The organism is Bacillus sp. 1A (assembly GCF_052682215.1).
Genome location: NZ_JBQYLZ010000001.1, coordinates 5,475,279 through 5,490,451, shown reverse-complemented (window position 1 = coordinate 5,490,451; position 15,173 = coordinate 5,475,279). Strand labels below are relative to the sequence as shown.

The window sequence follows — 15,173 nt, the reverse complement described above, 5'->3', positions numbered from 1 at the left end:
TGTAAAATCACGTTGAAATTAATTAAAAATTCAGATTTTTATAATGAGGAGGTTAAAGATGCAAGCGTGGTTAAATGGAAAATTAATGAATCAGCTTGCAATTTTGTTTTGTACAATCGTCATGCTCCAATTTGTAGCGGAGGTAACAGGACTTACTCAAAATTTGGATATTACGTATAACTTAATACATACAGCATTGTCCTATGTAACATTTAGTTTCGCAGTCATTTTTACTCTAATAGGCGCAAGAAGAGAATTAAGTACATATGCAATTATTTTATTATGTTTAGTTGTAGGTATTAAAGCGATTTATTTTGCGGCGGTCGTTATTTTATGGGGATTGGCAGGTACGCCGTAAAGGGGAGATGATTATACGATTGATAAATGTAAATGAGAATAAGAGCGTAATTCTCTAAGCTAACTTAGGGAATTACGCTCTTATTCGTACAATCACTTAGTCTGAAATTGCTTGAAGCGCTTTTCTACACCGATCTCTTTTTTGCAGTCTTCTTCTATATTTTTTTCTATCCCGCTTTACTCCTTGTATATACATAAATAAGCTAACGAGAAGGAAGAAAGCACATTGCATCGTTAAAATATACGGTGACATGCCTTGCAATGGTTGTTTCGGATCGTATAAATGAATAGGTGCTCCGCCTATTGAAGGAAATATTGTATTTAGCAGGACGTAAGGAATGGAGGCAACTGCAAATGGAAAGAGAATTGCCATATAGTCCTTTTGTGACCATACAGATGCAGCAAGTCCTAAAAGGGCCATTAAACCTGCAAATAAAAAATTAATTCCGATATATACAGTAATGTAAGTGAGAGGCGCATCGAAATATAGGTTTGCGAACATTCCATCAGCATTTATGATGCCTGAACCAATCGTAGGTGTTCCGTCTGGAATGGTTAATTTGCAAAATAATAACGATAAGATGAATGGAAATGTATAAAGAAATCCTCCGCAAAAAAACGTAACGATATATTTCATTACTGAATAAGGAAATAAAGAAATCCCCTTACTCACAAACGGTTTAAAACCATCTGACTTATCCGAATTGTAACTTGTACTAAAGGGGAAACTCGCAATAACTGGCATTAATAATAAATAAACATCCATTTCATTGTCGCGAAATCCGATCCATTTTATATCTGTTGAAATAGGTCCACTCGCTGCGTCTCCTAAATAACGAATGACATAGTAATAGTGATAAATACAAATAAGAACGAATCCACTAAACATAATAATTAAAGAAATACGACTACAAAAAGCTTGCTTTATATTTAAACGAAGCGCACGCATCATGACTGAAAAAGCCTCCACTATTTTGATAAACTTGTCTATTTTCTATATTACTATTAAATGTAAAGATTTTCTTGTTTTTTTATTTGATTATTTGAAAAAAGGGAAATTTGTTGTTGTTAAGTAAGGTTTAATTGTATATCTTAAGAACACCTTTTCCTTTTCTCTTTTCTTCTGATAAACTATGGACAGTATGATATACACTGACTGGAATTTTTTTATACTGGAAATAATAAAAAAGAGAACTTGTCTAGAATGTAAGCGTGTGGTAATATCAAAGATGTACTGATTGACTATATTATCCAATTGGTCATTTTTGGAGGTGACGATGTGGCGATAGATCGAAAACGTTCTATTATTGAAGCTGCAACAAAGTCTTTTTCAGCGTTCGGTTATAAAGCAACAACGATGGATCAAGTAGCGAAGTTAGCGAATGTAGGAAAAGGAACGATTTATACTTTTTTCAAAAATAAAGAAGAGCTATTTGGTGAAATTATTTCTAATTTAATTACAGAAATGAAGCAAGTTGCAGAAAATGCAATTCGTTCAGATGTTTCATTTTTTGAAAATGTACATAGAGCATTATATAGCATATTAGAATTCAGAAAAGAACATCAGCTCATGATTAAATTAATTCAAGAAGAGCGCGATATGGGAACGAAAGAAGTACAAGAAGTGATGCAACAAGTAGATGTGGAAATCGTTTCTGTTATTCAATCGTATTTAAAGATTGCGATTGATAAAGGTGAAATTAGCAAATGTGATCCAGAAATTACAGCATTTATTATGCTTCGCTTATACGTATCGCTTATTTTTGATTGGGAAAAAAATCATAAACCGTTAGAAAAAGAAAAAATCGCAGAATTATTTGAACTTTATTTATTAAAAGGATTGTCAAACTAAGATAATCCTTTTATTATTATAAAAAAGTGACTGATTGAACAAAACGGTCATATATTAATTTTAGGAGGGATAATAGAAATATTCACTTCATAGTAAGGAACAGTTGCATAGTATAAATTCGGGGATAAGGCATATGTATGAATAGGTATAGCCTTTTTGTTTGGGTAAAAATGACCAAATGAACATTTTGGTCATTTTAATGAAGGGGGGAGAAATGATGAAATGGAATCAGTTGCTTCGTAAAGAGTTTACTGAAATTATAAAAAGTAAAAAAATATTAATTCCAATTATCGCGGTTTTATTCGTGCCAATTTTATATGCAGGTATGTTTTTATGGGCCTTTTGGGATCCGTATAAACAGTTAGATGATTTACCAGTTGCGGTAGTCAATTTAGATAAAGGTGCAGTATTTGATGGGAAACCAATTGAGGTCGGAAAAGGGCTCGTTGATAACTTAAAAGATAATACAAGTTTCAAATGGGAATTTGTAAGTGAAAAAGAAGCGAAAAAAGGAATGGAAGGTAGAAAGTATTACATGTTAGTACGCATTCCAAATGACTTCTCAAGTAACGCTACAACGTTATTAAAAGATGATCCGAAACCATTAAACTTAGAATACATTCCAAACGAAAGCTTAAACTTCTTATCTTCACAAATTGGCGGAACAGCCATTGAAAAAATTAAAGGTGAAGTATCAAGTACGTTAACGAAAACATATGCAGAGAAAATGTTTGATTCTATTCAAGACGTCTCAAAAGGATTAGCAGATGGGGCGGAAGGAGCAAATAAACTACATGACGGATCAAGTGAACTACATGATGGTTCAAGTAAAGTGACGGATGGCCTTCATACACTTCAAGGGAAGTCTGGGGAGATGAAGGATGGAGTAGGAAAACTATTTGATGGATCTGGGAAAGTAACGAATGGTTTAAATACGTTAAATAGCAAAACAGGTGAGATGCAAATAGGGATCGGAAAATTAGTAGATGGTTCCGGAAAAGTAACGAACGGTTTAAATACATTAAATAGTAAAACAAGTGAGATGCAGACAGGTATAGGAAAATTACAGGATGGGTCTCAGAAAGTAACAGCAGGTTTAAATACTTTAAATGGTAAAACAGGTGAGATGCAGACAGGTATAGGGAAGTTACAAGACGGGTCCGAGAAGGTAACAGCAGGTTTAAATACATTAGTAAGTAAATCCGGTGAATTAAAAACAGGGACAACGGATCTATCAAATGGTATGGAACAACTGGTTGGGGGGCAAAGCAAATTAGAGGGAGCTTCTCAAAAAATTGAAAAGGGTTTGGAAGATTTAAATCGTACAGTAAAAAATTCTGCTGCAGATTCAAAGGAAATGCAGTCGAAAGGCCCTTCTATATTGAATACAGTAAATGAGAAAATAGATGAAGCTGGGGCAAATGTAAATCAGTTAAATGAGCTTACGCAATCAACAGCAGAAGATGCAAAAAATGCAGCGCAAGAGGTAGCGAATTTACAAAAGCAAATTGAAAGTTTACCAAAAGAATATCAAGAGCAGTTACAACCATTCATAACAAGTGCTGTAAAAAGTACAGCGACAGTTCAGCAAAAAGCTGCCGGAGTAGCAGGGGGAACAAATAAATTAAATGAAGAAGTAAAACAATTAAAAGGCGAAATAAATCAAAAAACAAGTGATTCACAAGACAAGCTACCGAGCACAGAAAAAATGGCCTCTTTAACAGGTAGTATTGAGAAATTAGTCGGTGCGCAAAAAGGTTTTGTTGAAAGTTCCCAAGAGTTTGGTAAGAAATTAAATGCAGCAAAAGAAGGCGCAAATAAATTTAAAAATGAATCCGGTCAATTAATTGATGCGATAAATCAATTAGCAGATGGCTCAGGTCAAGTAACAGGCGGTTTAGGAACTTTATCTGCGGGAGCAAATCAAATGGCAGGTGGAGTAAATCAATTAGCAGATGGCTCAAGTCAAGTAACAGGCGGTTTAGGTGCATTATCTACAGGAGCAAACCAAATGGCAGGCGGAGTAAATAAACTAGCAGATGGTTCAAGCCAAGTAACAGGCGGTTTAGGTACATTATCTGTAGGAGCAAATCAAATGGCAGGTGGAGTAAATCAATTAGCTAGTGGCTCCGGCCAAGTAACAACAGGATTAAGTACATTATCAACCGGCTCAACCCAACTAATCGACGGCGTAAATAAACTAGCAGACGGATCAGGAAAAGTAACGGATGGCCTCGTAAAAGTAAATGATGGTTCCGGTGAACTTGCTGAGAAACTTGGCGAAGGGGCAGAGAAAACTGGTGAAGTAAAAGGAACCGATAAAACGTATGATATGTTTGCAAGTCCTGTAAAAGTGAAGACGGAGAAAATGGTGGAAGTTCCTAACTACGGAACTGGATTTACACCGTATTTCTTATCACTCGGTTTATTTGTTGGGGCACTACTATTATCTATCGTATATCCATTACGTGATACAGTGGGCGTTCCGAAATCTGGATTTAGTTGGTTTATTAGTAAGTTCGGTGTACTACTATCAGTTGGTATTATCCAAGCGATTGTAGCAGATATTATATTACTATTCGGATTAGGTGTAGAAGTACAAAGTATTCCGTATTTCATACTCTTTAGCATCGTTACAAGTTTAGCATTTATCGCATTAATTCAATGTTTAGTAACAGCATTCGGTGATGCAGGGCGTTTCATCGCCATCATCACATTAATCATTCAGCTTACAACAAGTGCTGGGACATTCCCACTAGAATTGATTCCGAAGTTTTTACAACCATTCAATGCTTGGTTACCGATGACATACTCTGTATCAGGATTGAAAGCAGTCGTATCAAGTGGAGACTTTAACTTCATGTGGCAAAACGTAGGAATACTCATGATTTTCATCGTTGTATTATCACTTGGAACAATCGCATCCTTAACTTGGATGCACAAACGACAATTTAGAAATATTGCGGAAAACCAATCGATTGAAGCATAGAAAAAAGCACCTTTTCGGTGCTTTTTTATTTTAATGTAGGGTATCTTTTCTGTAGTTTATATATAAACCTTTTTAAAAGCTATAGAGACGAGAGAAAAGGATTTACAACAATTTACAGAGAAAAACTATAATAGAGGAGTTGATATGATGAAAGGAAATCTTACTTATTATTTTATCTTAAATCCGCTAATCATCTTTCTTATTTACGCCCTTTCACCTATCTTGTTTCATAAAGAAAAATATGTAAATATGAAAGATGCACTAGGAATACTTTTAGTTTACTATGTGCTAATTAGCGGGTATTACCTTATGGATGTTGTAAGTGAAAGAATGAAGAAGAATAGTAAGGACAAATAATAAAGTTTCATGGCATAAAAACCGATGGAGGACAACAAAATGACTGAAAGTGAAATGAAATTTCGTGATACAACCATTCGTAACTTTTTCGATAAAGAGGACCGCCTAAAATCGATTCCAGGTCAAAAGAAGAAAAAACTAGTATTGTTAGAGCATTTAATTAGCCAGTTAAACGCTGGAAATCAATATACGGAAAAAGAAATTAATACATTTATAAAACAATATCACGATGATTTTTGTACGATTAGACGTGAGTTTATTGTGCATGGGTTTATGGATCGAGAGGATAATATGTACCATATAAACGGAAGAGAAGTTTGGACGAAGTGGGAGGAGCTAAAATAATGAATCAGCGGGGGAATCCCCACTGATTATGAGTCTGTGCTAGTTTTACATTTTCTTTGAAGTAAGTCTATGAACTCTTCAACATTCGAACTTGTAATGTATCCAAGCGTTATATATTCATCTTCATAGTAAAATATTATTTTTTTGTCAAAGATTCTTTTCTTCGTTTCTATGGATAGAATTTTTTCATAATCAAATTCGGCAATGAACGTGTTTTTATATTGGCTAAAAAAGAGAAGTCTTCTATTAGTAGCAAGTAACATGCCAGGATGCGGGACTTTATGCGTAATAATATAGCCAGTAAGTGAACATTTTAAAGTAGATAAAATCTTTTCTTCTTTATGTAATAGTTGTTTTGCAGCTGTTAAGGTTGGATTCATTGCATACATTCCTTTTATTTTGATGTATGAATATTGTATCAAGAGTAAAAAGATTCTCAATATGTAATATTGCATATTGGGCGTTTTATAGTTTTAATATTATTTTTTAAAAGAAAAAGTACGAGGCGATTCAATGATACGATTAGCAAAAGAGACTGATGCAGAAGCGATAATGAATATTAGAAAAGAAATTATATTATCGGAAACTACTACAAAGTTTTTCATAGTATCTCCAAAGAAATTACCAAATGATATTGATGCAGAAAAAGAAAAGATACGGAAAAGCAATGAAAAAGGGAATCTTTATATAGTTTATGAAGTAGATAGTAAGGTGATTGGCTTTTTACTTTTCAAACGCTACGAACTAGAACGCCTACGACATGCAGGTACAATGGGAATGGGGATTAGAGAGGCGTGCTGTAATCAAGGAATTGGTACGAAACTAATTGAATTTCTTATTAGTTGGGCTAAAGGACAGGAAGGTTTAGAGAAAATTTGCTTAGGTGTAGTTTCTATTAATGATAGGGCGATTAAGGTGTATAAACGTATGGGGTTTGTAGAAGAAGGAAGACAAGGAAAGCAAATTAAATATGAAGATGGAACATATGGAGATGACGTATTGATGGGGCTTTATATTGAATAAAGGATTAGTAAGAAGATGTATATACGTTATGCTATGTTCATCTTTTTTAGTCTAAAAGCAGTATGATTGCTCCTCCCATTAACAGACTTTTCCCTATGTATAATATTAATATAGTAAAATCATATCAACCCATATTGCAGTTTCCAATAATATACTATATAATCAGTTTAAGAAAACGTTTTCATGCAAAGGGGGAGGATTTCGTGTCGACTATAGAGGACGTGGCGAAATTAGCGGGGTTATCAAGAACAACGGTTTCTAGGGTGATTAATAATCATCCATATGTTTCAGATGAGAAGAAAAAAAGGGTTCAATTAGCAATGAAGCATTTAGGCTTCGTTCCTAATTCTGCGGCGAGAAGGCTTCGTAAACAAAAGACGGAAACAATTGCGGTGCTAGTTCCAAGGATTACAAATCCTTTCTTCAGTAGATTTATTGAAGCAATCGAGATTGCTGCTTCTGAACATAAATATAAACTGATTATTTGTCAAACAAGATATTTACCGGAAAAAGAGATGGAGTATTTACAATTATTATCTACGAAACAAGTAGATGGGATTATTCTATGTTCACTAGAAAATCCTTGGGAAGATGTAGAGCCATACTTACAGCACGGTCCAATCGTGTTATGTAATGAATATATTGAGGAAGCAAATGTTCCAACAGTGAAGTTTGATCATGCGCAAGGAGCATACATAGCTGCTAAGCATGTGTTAGAACAAGGATATCGTAATCTTATTTTTTGTCGTGGTAACGAAACCAAAGTGGTTAGCCAGCAGCGAAAAATGGGCTTTTTACGTGCAATAACTGAGAAGAGCCGCCAAGTAGAAGCGATCGATTTTCTTGAAAACGCTTTCTCTTGGGATGATGGAAAGAGAATATTCCATGAAGTATTAAAGGACAAAAAAAATCCTACCGCGATTTTGGCAGGAGGCGATGAAGTAGCAGCTGGAATTATTTCAGAGGCGAAACGCCATGACTGGAGCATTCCAGATGATCTCGCTGTTATCGGTTTTGATAATCAAATTTTATCACAGATTACAGAGCCAGGTATTACGACAATTGAACAGCCAATCGACGAGATGGCCCGAAAAGTTGTCGACCTGATGATGGATAAAATCCATACGAAAAATTATCGAAAAAAAGAATTGTATGAGTTTGAACTGGAGCTCTTGGTGAAAGGTTCGACGATGAAGAAGGATACGATGTTATTAGCCTAGTAGACTATGTCTGCTAGGTTTTTTTATGTTCACAAACTACTATTCTTCGTGAACGCAATCGTCACATTTGTTATGGTATGCTTCGTGCTGCTCATCAATTTCTTTCCCGCAATGTGCACAAGTTTTCGTCGGTAAATTTCTGAAAAACTCCATTGGTTGATCGATCATGTCAATCCCTCCATTTCCATTTCTTACTATTATTGTATTAGTACAAAAAACAAAAGTCAACAACTGTTTTATAACAAAATTGAAAATTAATGAAAAAGTTTAGGAAATGGATTATAGTTAACAATGTAGAATGTAAGTGAAACATGCATTCCTACTCGGTTTTAGAAAGGATGGATACATATGAAAATGACTGTTGTCGGCTTTTGGGGCGGCTTTCCAGAAGCGGGAGAAGCAACGTCGGGGTATTTGTTTGAACACGATGGTTTTCGTTTACTTGTAGACTGTGGTAGTGGTGTACTAGCACAGATTCAAAAATATATAACACCATCTGATATAGATGCAGTTGTACTGTCACACTATCATCACGATCATGTTGCAGACATTGGGGTATTGCAATATGCGAGATTAATTACAAGTGCGACAAAGGGGCAACTACCGGAATTACCAATATACGGTCATACGTTTGACGAGAATGGATTCCATTCTTTAACGCATGAACCACATACGAAAGGAATCGCGTACAATCCAGAAGAAACACTTCAAATTGGACCGTTCTCGATTTCATTCTTAAAAACTGTTCATCCTGTTACATGCTTTGCGATGCGTATTACAGCTGGTAGTGACGCTGTAGTATATAGCGCTGATTCAAGTTATATTCCTGAATTCATTCCATTCACAAAAGATGCTGATCTTTTCATTTGTGAGTGTAATATGTATGCACATCAAGAGGCTGCAAAAGCAGGGCATATGAATAGTACAGAAGTGGCAAGTATTGCGAAAGATGCGAATGTAAAAGAACTTTTATTAACGCACTTACCGCATACAGGCAACACATCTGATTTAGTAACAGAAGCAAAACAAATTTTCAGTGGCCATATTACGCTAGCGCATAGTGGCTACATTTGGAACTCATGAGGTGATACGATGTTATTTATTGATAATAATGGGATTACAGATCCTAGAATAAACTTAGCAATTGAAGAATATTGTGTGAAGAATTTAGATATTAACGAAACATATTTACTGTTCTACATTAACGAACCTTCCATTATCATTGGTAAAAACCAAAACACAGTAGAAGAAATTAATGCAGATTACGTAAAAGAACAAGGAATTCATGTCGTTCGTCGTCTATCAGGCGGAGGGGCAGTATATCACGATTTAGGAAACTTAAACTTCAGCTTTATTACGAAAGATGATGGAGACAGTTTCAGCAACTTCAAAAAATTCACAGAACCTGTAACGAAAGCGCTTGGTAAATTAGGCGTAAATGCAGAACTAAGTGGTCGTAACGACATTTTAGCTGAAGGTAGAAAAATTTCAGGTAACGCGCAGTTCTCAACGAAAGGTCGTATGTTCAGTCACGGTACGTTACTATTTGACTCTGAAATCGATCACGTCGTATCAGCGTTAAAAGTAAAAATGGATAAGATCCAATCAAAAGGAATTAAGTCAATCCGTAGCCGCGTTGCGAACATTACAGAGTTTCTAAACGAAGAAATGACGACAGAAGAGTTTAGACAACTTCTTCTAGAAACAATTTTCGAAGGGGAAACAGAAATTCCGACGTACGAATTAACAGAAAATGATTGGAAAGAGATCCATAAACTTTCTGAAGAACGTTACCAAAATTGGGACTGGAACTACGGAAAATCTCCGAAGTTCAACTTACAACATTCACACCGCTTCCCAGTTGGACAAGTTGACGTTCGTCTTGAAGTGAAAAAAGGAACAGTAACAGAATGTAAAATTTACGGTGACTTCTTCGGTTCACTAGATGTCCATGACATTGAAGAGCGTCTAACAGGCGTACAATTTGATAAAGATGCAGTCACTGTAGCTTTGGAAGGCGTAGATATTAAACGCTACTTCGGTAATATTACAACAGAAGATTTCTTACATTTATTCTTCTAAAAATAAGGGAGGCTGTTCAGTATGAACAGCCCCCCGTCAAGTAGACAGTGAAAATAATAAAAACACCCTAAGCGGCTTCAGCCCTATATTCCATGGGGCTGAGGCCGTTTAGTCGTTTTTGGAATCGGTCATAATTATAAAATTGAATGTACTCGTCTACCGCTTGATTTAGTTCCTCAAACGTATCGTATTTGTGTAAGTAATATTTCTCGCACTTAATCGTTCCCCAAAAAGACTCCATTGGCCCATTATCAATGCATCTACCAACACGTGACATACTATGGACTATGCCTGTTTTATCTACACGGCGCTTGAATCCATGGGAAGTATATTGAAAACCACGATCGCTATGTAGAAGAAGTTCATCTTTAGATGAACGAATTGGCGCTTGATCAAAGGTTTTAAATACAAGTTGATTATTGTTAGAATGTCCTAGAACGTAGCTGACAATGGAACCGTCATACAAATCAAGAATCGCACTTAAATAAGCCTTCTTAGATGAGCCATACTTGAATTCTGTCACGTCCGTTACCCATTTTTCATTCGGTCTATTTGCTGTAAATTCACGATTTAATACGTTTTGTGTGACATTTTTATAACGCTTTCTTTTTCTACGAATGACAGATTGTAATCCAGCTATCTTCATCAAACGATAAATACGTTTGTGATTGAAGGTTTCACCGAATAGGCGATTCATATTTAACACCATTCGACGATAGCCATAGATACCTTTTAATTTCTCGTGAAGGATTTGTATTTCTTCTATGATTTTTTTATTTTGTGTTTCTCTAACTGAAGGTGTACGGTTTACCCATTTATAATATGCTGCACGTGTAATGCCAGCGATTTTACAGAGTAGTAAGATTGGCATATTTTTTTCTTTATGAAGTTCTTGAATTGCGACATATTTATTTTCAAAACGTACTTGATTTAACGCCTCCTCTCGAGTTCTTCTAACTTTTTTAAAAATGCATTCTCGGCTCGTAACCGCTCATTTTCTCTTTCAAGTTTCTTCATTTCTAATTTCACTTTTTCTTCTGGTGAAAGCTCTTGTTCTTCCTTCTTTCTTCCACGTCTATCTTTTAATGCTTCATCTCCACCATTGTTATATTTCTTGACCCACTGATAGACCTGTTGGTAAGAAACATCATACATGTCAGCGGTCATTTGAAAGTTTTTATTGTTCTCCAAACAGTATAGGACAATTTGAATTCGTTCCTCCCAAGAGGTTATTCTCGTTTTCGTCATAGATCGTATCTTTCCTTTCAACGTATCTTTCAACTCTCTATGACTATTATAATGCTTTACCCATCGCTGGAGAACGGATCTACTTGAGATTTCATGTCTTCTAATAATTTCATATTGAGAATATTTCCCTGATAAATACTCCATAACCGCTGTTTCTTTGACTTCCTTTGAATATCGTTTCCATGATGAGCTTTTTTGTAGACCTTCAATCCCATATTGTTCAAAACACTTCATCCATTCCTTGAATGAATATTGCGTAACTTGATACTTCTTACAAAGTTCTGTAATTGTATAATTTCCTTTTCTATAAGCAAGCAATAGCTCTAGCTTAAATTCAGGAAGATACCGTTTTTTGGACATCAAAAAAACTCCCCTTAAGATCAAACAGATTTTTATTTTTTAATCTGTCTACCTTAAGGGGAGCATATCAGTAACGGACAGCCTCTTTCTTTTTGCGTAGATTGTCACGTTTTGTCGGTAAGTCGATATATTTTAAAAATCGTTGATATATTTTGAGTTACGGTAGATATACTTGGAAAATCGTTGATATATTTCGAGTTACGGTAGATATATTCGAAAAATCGCCGATATAATTTCATATACCATAAAATCACAGGACATTTGCCTCTTATAAAGGAATATATATATTCAAAAGGAGGCGGATCGAAATGACAAGGGTAATGTACGTTGTATTATTGCTTAGCTTCGTCATCGCAATGACAGCTTGTAACGATGAAACATCTTCAAGTCGCACACTTTTATCTATTGGAAAGCCAGCGAAGGATCATGTCATATATTTTACGCATACGGATAACAAACGAAAGATCGCTGATATACAAACTATGTTTCAAAATAAGAAATGAAACTTTTAGTACGGTGAATAAAACGCCAGATCTTGTCTTTTCGATAGATGACAATAAAGGATTACCGATATTATATGTTACATTGTTTTTTCATGAAGATGGAGCGGACGTTCTTAACTTGTACGGGGAGTATACGAGCTTAAATAAAGAAGAACTTGCAATGCTGAGAGAAAAAATGAATGCATATTATCCTGAAATGATTTTAGCACTCGTTTCATAGTGTGCTAATAAATGAAATCCCCTTATCTTTCCAAAGAGAGTCAACAGGAGGTGATCGTTGTATATGCAGTTAATGGAATATCACTTGCTACTTTAATTTTCTTTTAATATAATTAATTTAGAATTTTTAAATATTCTAAATTTTATAAAGGTGGGGTTTGTGTGAATCTCGTTCAATCTTTGGCTGAAACGGCGAAAAAGAAGGGGGATAAACCGGCTTATATATTTATGAATCAGTCGGTCTCGTATGACCAATTAAACAAAATAGTCACAAGGTTTTCTAGCAATTTAGCAGCGATGGGCATTGGAAAAGGGGACAATGTCGCATTAGTTGTTGGAAATTCACCACATTTTTTGGTCGGTTTATACGGAACAATGAAAGCTGGAGCAACTGTTATTCCAGTTAATCCAATTTATACAGCAGACGAAATGCATTATATTTTACAAAATGGAGATGTAAAAACAATCATTGTACTCGACGTCCTTCTACCTGTTATACAATCTCTTACAACAAGACTTCCTTCACTTGAAAACATCATCATATGCGAAACCTCATCAGATTTTAACCATACAGAAACCGAAAAAATGAAAACGTTTACGAGAATGATAGGGTCTGGAGATTTAACTTTTGAAGGCCCAGAATTAGATGAAGAAGATGTAGCGGTTATTCTATACACTTCAGGTACAACTGGAAAACCGAAAGGTGCGATGTTAACACATAAAAACTTATATAGTAATGCGAGCGATGTAGCGTCGTATTTACAATATACTGCTGATGATCGCGTCGTTGCGGCTTTGCCGATGTTCCATGTATTTTGCTTAACAGTGGCGGTAAATGCACCGATTGTGAACGGAGCAACTATTTTAATGTTACCGAAATTTAGTCCGAAAGAAGTATTCCGTATTTGTCGTACGTATGAGCCAACAATTTTTGCTGGTGTACCGACAATGTACAATTATTTATATTTATTTGAAGAAGCAAGCGCAGAAGATGTGAAGACGCTTCGTCTTTGTATTTCAGGTGGTGCGTCAATGCCAGTTGCTCTTCTACAAAACTTTGAAAAACGTTTTGACGTAATCGTTTCAGAAGGATATGGTTTATCAGAAGCATCACCAGTTACTTGTTTTAACCCGCTAGATCGTCCGCGTAAACCTGGGTCGATCGGTACAAATATTTGGCATGTAGAAAACAAAATTGTGAACGAACTTGGGGAAGAAGTACCTGTTGGCGCAGTCGGTGAATTAATTGTTCGCGGGCCTAACGTTATGAAAGGATATTATAACGCTCCAGAAGATACAGCAGCGACATTGAAAGACGGATGGCTATATACAGGTGACTTAGCGAAAATGGATGAAGAAGGTTACTTCTATATTGTTGATCGTAAAAAAGATATCGTCTTAGTTGGCGGTTATAACGTATACCCTCGTGAAGTAGAGGAAGTATTATATACACACGAATCTGTAGCAGAAGTTGTCGTAATTGGCGTTCCTGATGAAAACTTAGGAGAAGCAGTACGAGCATACGTCGTTTTGAAACAAGCTAACGTAACAGAAGAGGAACTTATGCATTATTGCACATTACATTTAGCAAAATATAAAGTACCAAAGAGTATCGAATTTTTAACAGAATTACCAAAGAATACGACGGGTAAATTGTTAAGAAGAGCGTTAAAAGAAAAAGCGATGCAAGTTTAAAAATAGGGGCAACCATCTTTATGAAGATGGTTGCCTTTGTATTTTTTAGAATTGGTTAAGCTATAACCCCATATATTTAAACCGTAATATGACTAATAAGGAGGAGATATACGTGGAGCAAAAGGAATTACGTTTACGGAGAGTTCAATACCTTATTTGTGACATTATGGATGAAATGAACGCTGAAAGTGAGAAGAAAAACTTAGAAATACTGCAGCAAGTAATTGATCATCTTTCAGGTGCGATAGGTGATTTAGTCGATCCATCAGGCTCGTATTCTATTGATTATTTAGAGAGAAAGGTTCATACGGCTCATTATTTACTATTTAAAAATGAACGAAAGGCATATTTATGCAGGAGATGATATTTTTTGCGCTTAATTGATAATCGTTATTAATTAAGTAGTTGCGTTGCGTATATTTATATAAAAGCAGCTGATACATAATATGTTATTTTTAAAACTTATAAAAAGTAAACAAATGAAAATATGAAACTACCAAAAAAATTTGCTGACTTAAACAATCATTGGGGTGCGAAGTATGCCAATATTTTAATCCAAGAAAAGATTTCAATTGGAATAGATAATGGCTGGGCTCCAAATAAAGCAGTAAGTCGTGCGGAAGCAGCACAATTTATTGCGAAGACGGATAAGTTGAAGAAATAAATGAAACGAAATGAGAAATGAAGGCGCACAACGTTCATTTTTGTGAATAGATTGTGTGCTTTTTTATTGTGGGATTTATTAATGAAGTAGAGGTAGATAAAGTATTGCCTCTTTGGATAAGGGGCCAGATAAACTTTATTTCAATCTAAAATATGATAAATATTATATTATAATATAAGGTTAATAATCTGTGAATAAGAATTATAAAATTGTTGTTAAATTGTCGGATTTTGTGCACGAAATCTTCAAAACTTTAAAA

Annotated in this window: 15 protein-coding genes and 2 pseudogenes; 13 read left to right on the top strand and 4 right to left on the bottom strand. The window is 35.2% G+C overall.

What is annotated here, in order from left to right:
• The first annotated feature begins 58 nt into the window (after nt 1–58).
• Nucleotides 59–358, top strand: coding sequence for a hypothetical protein (locus tag ACUN0F_RS28105; protein ID WP_264462548.1), 300 nt, complete (start codon nt 59–61; stop codon nt 356–358).
• 96 nt (nt 359–454) lie between these two features.
• Here ACUN0F_RS28105 and ACUN0F_RS28100 read toward each other — a convergent pair whose 3' ends face one another.
• The gene (locus ACUN0F_RS28100) at nt 455–1,309 is read right to left on the bottom strand and encodes a hypothetical protein (protein WP_000984168.1); all 855 of its coding nucleotides are present in this window, start codon (nt 1,307–1,309) and stop codon (nt 455–457) included.
• A 327-nt stretch (nt 1,310–1,636) separates the two neighbouring features.
• Between ACUN0F_RS28100 and ACUN0F_RS28095 the strand changes: the two genes are divergently transcribed.
• From ACUN0F_RS28095 to ACUN0F_RS28080, 4 genes are all read left to right on the top strand, one after another.
• The gene (locus ACUN0F_RS28095; RefSeq protein ID WP_000963377.1) at nt 1,637–2,209 is read left to right on the top strand and encodes a TetR/AcrR family transcriptional regulator; all 573 of its coding nucleotides are present in this window, start codon (nt 1,637–1,639) and stop codon (nt 2,207–2,209) included.
• A 217-nt stretch (nt 2,210–2,426) separates the two neighbouring features.
• Nucleotides 2,427–5,198, top strand: a complete 2,772-nt coding sequence (locus tag ACUN0F_RS28090) for a YhgE/Pip family protein (protein WP_445540521.1) — start codon at nt 2,427–2,429, stop codon at nt 5,196–5,198.
• A 144-nt stretch (nt 5,199–5,342) separates the two neighbouring features.
• A complete protein-coding gene (locus tag ACUN0F_RS28085) occupies nt 5,343–5,555 on the top strand; it encodes a hypothetical protein (protein ID WP_445540520.1) in 213 nt (70 codons plus the stop codon).
• 39 nt (nt 5,556–5,594) lie between these two features.
• Nucleotides 5,595–5,900 carry a DUF2087 domain-containing protein gene (locus ACUN0F_RS28080; RefSeq protein ID WP_172554894.1) on the top strand — a complete coding sequence of 102 codons (306 nt, stop codon included), beginning with the start codon at nt 5,595–5,597 and terminating at the stop codon, nt 5,898–5,900.
• A 26-nt stretch (nt 5,901–5,926) separates the two neighbouring features.
• On the opposite strand, the gene ACUN0F_RS28075 is transcribed toward ACUN0F_RS28080, so the two are convergent.
• A complete protein-coding gene (locus ACUN0F_RS28075) occupies nt 5,927–6,280 on the bottom strand; it encodes a PH domain-containing protein (RefSeq protein ID WP_445540519.1) in 354 nt (117 codons plus the stop codon).
• Between the two features lie 133 nt (nt 6,281–6,413).
• Here ACUN0F_RS28075 and ACUN0F_RS28070 point away from each other — a divergent pair, with 133 nt between their 5' ends.
• Nucleotides 6,414–6,923: a GNAT family N-acetyltransferase gene (locus tag ACUN0F_RS28070; protein WP_445540518.1), complete on the top strand. Its 510-nt coding sequence runs from the start codon at nt 6,414–6,416 to the stop codon at nt 6,921–6,923.
• Between the two features lie 203 nt (nt 6,924–7,126).
• On the top strand, nt 7,127–8,143 hold the full coding sequence (locus ACUN0F_RS28065; protein ID WP_088062396.1) for a LacI family DNA-binding transcriptional regulator: 1,017 nt from the start codon (nt 7,127–7,129) through the stop codon (nt 8,141–8,143).
• Between the two features lie 39 nt (nt 8,144–8,182).
• Here the strand turns inward: ACUN0F_RS28065 and yhfH are convergent, their stop codons facing one another.
• Nucleotides 8,183–8,311 carry a protein YhfH gene (gene yhfH, locus ACUN0F_RS28060; RefSeq protein ID WP_000567010.1) on the bottom strand — a complete coding sequence of 43 codons (129 nt, stop codon included), beginning with the start codon at nt 8,309–8,311 and terminating at the stop codon, nt 8,183–8,185.
• A gap of 180 nt (nt 8,312–8,491) precedes the next feature.
• Here yhfH and ACUN0F_RS28055 point away from each other — a divergent pair, with 180 nt between their 5' ends.
• Nucleotides 8,492–9,226 (top strand): MBL fold metallo-hydrolase, encoded by a 735-nt coding sequence (locus ACUN0F_RS28055; protein ID WP_000784642.1) that lies wholly within the window; start codon nt 8,492–8,494, stop codon nt 9,224–9,226.
• 9 nt (nt 9,227–9,235) lie between these two features.
• On the top strand, nt 9,236–10,225 hold the full coding sequence (locus ACUN0F_RS28050) for a lipoate--protein ligase (protein WP_445540517.1): 990 nt from the start codon (nt 9,236–9,238) through the stop codon (nt 10,223–10,225).
• Nucleotides 10,226–10,292: 67 nt separating this feature from the next.
• On the opposite strand, the gene ACUN0F_RS28045 is transcribed toward ACUN0F_RS28050, so the two are convergent.
• Nucleotides 10,293–11,833, bottom strand: a protein-coding gene (locus ACUN0F_RS28045; RefSeq protein WP_445540516.1) for an IS3 family transposase whose coding sequence is annotated in 2 segments (ribosomal slippage) — nt 10,293–11,191 and nt 11,191–11,833 — 1,542 coding nt in all. Because the reading frame shifts where the segments join, the coding sequence is not laid out codon by codon here.
• A gap of 308 nt (nt 11,834–12,141) precedes the next feature.
• Between ACUN0F_RS28045 and ACUN0F_RS28040 the strand changes: the two are divergent.
• The 4 genes and pseudogenes from ACUN0F_RS28040 to ACUN0F_RS28025 all read left to right on the top strand — a co-directional run.
• A pseudogene (locus ACUN0F_RS28040) lies at nt 12,142–12,556 on the top strand (hypothetical protein).
• A gap of 161 nt (nt 12,557–12,717) precedes the next feature.
• Nucleotides 12,718–14,250 (top strand): fatty acid--CoA ligase family protein, encoded by a 1,533-nt coding sequence (locus tag ACUN0F_RS28035; RefSeq protein WP_445540515.1) that lies wholly within the window; start codon nt 12,718–12,720, stop codon nt 14,248–14,250.
• Nucleotides 14,251–14,362: 112 nt separating this feature from the next.
• A complete protein-coding gene (locus tag ACUN0F_RS28030) occupies nt 14,363–14,614 on the top strand; it encodes a hypothetical protein (protein ID WP_046956978.1) in 252 nt (83 codons plus the stop codon).
• Nucleotides 14,615–14,728: 114 nt separating this feature from the next.
• Nucleotides 14,729–14,914 (top strand): annotated as a pseudogene (locus tag ACUN0F_RS28025) (S-layer homology domain-containing protein); the annotation flags it as partial.
• Nucleotides 14,915–15,173 lie beyond the last annotated feature (259 nt).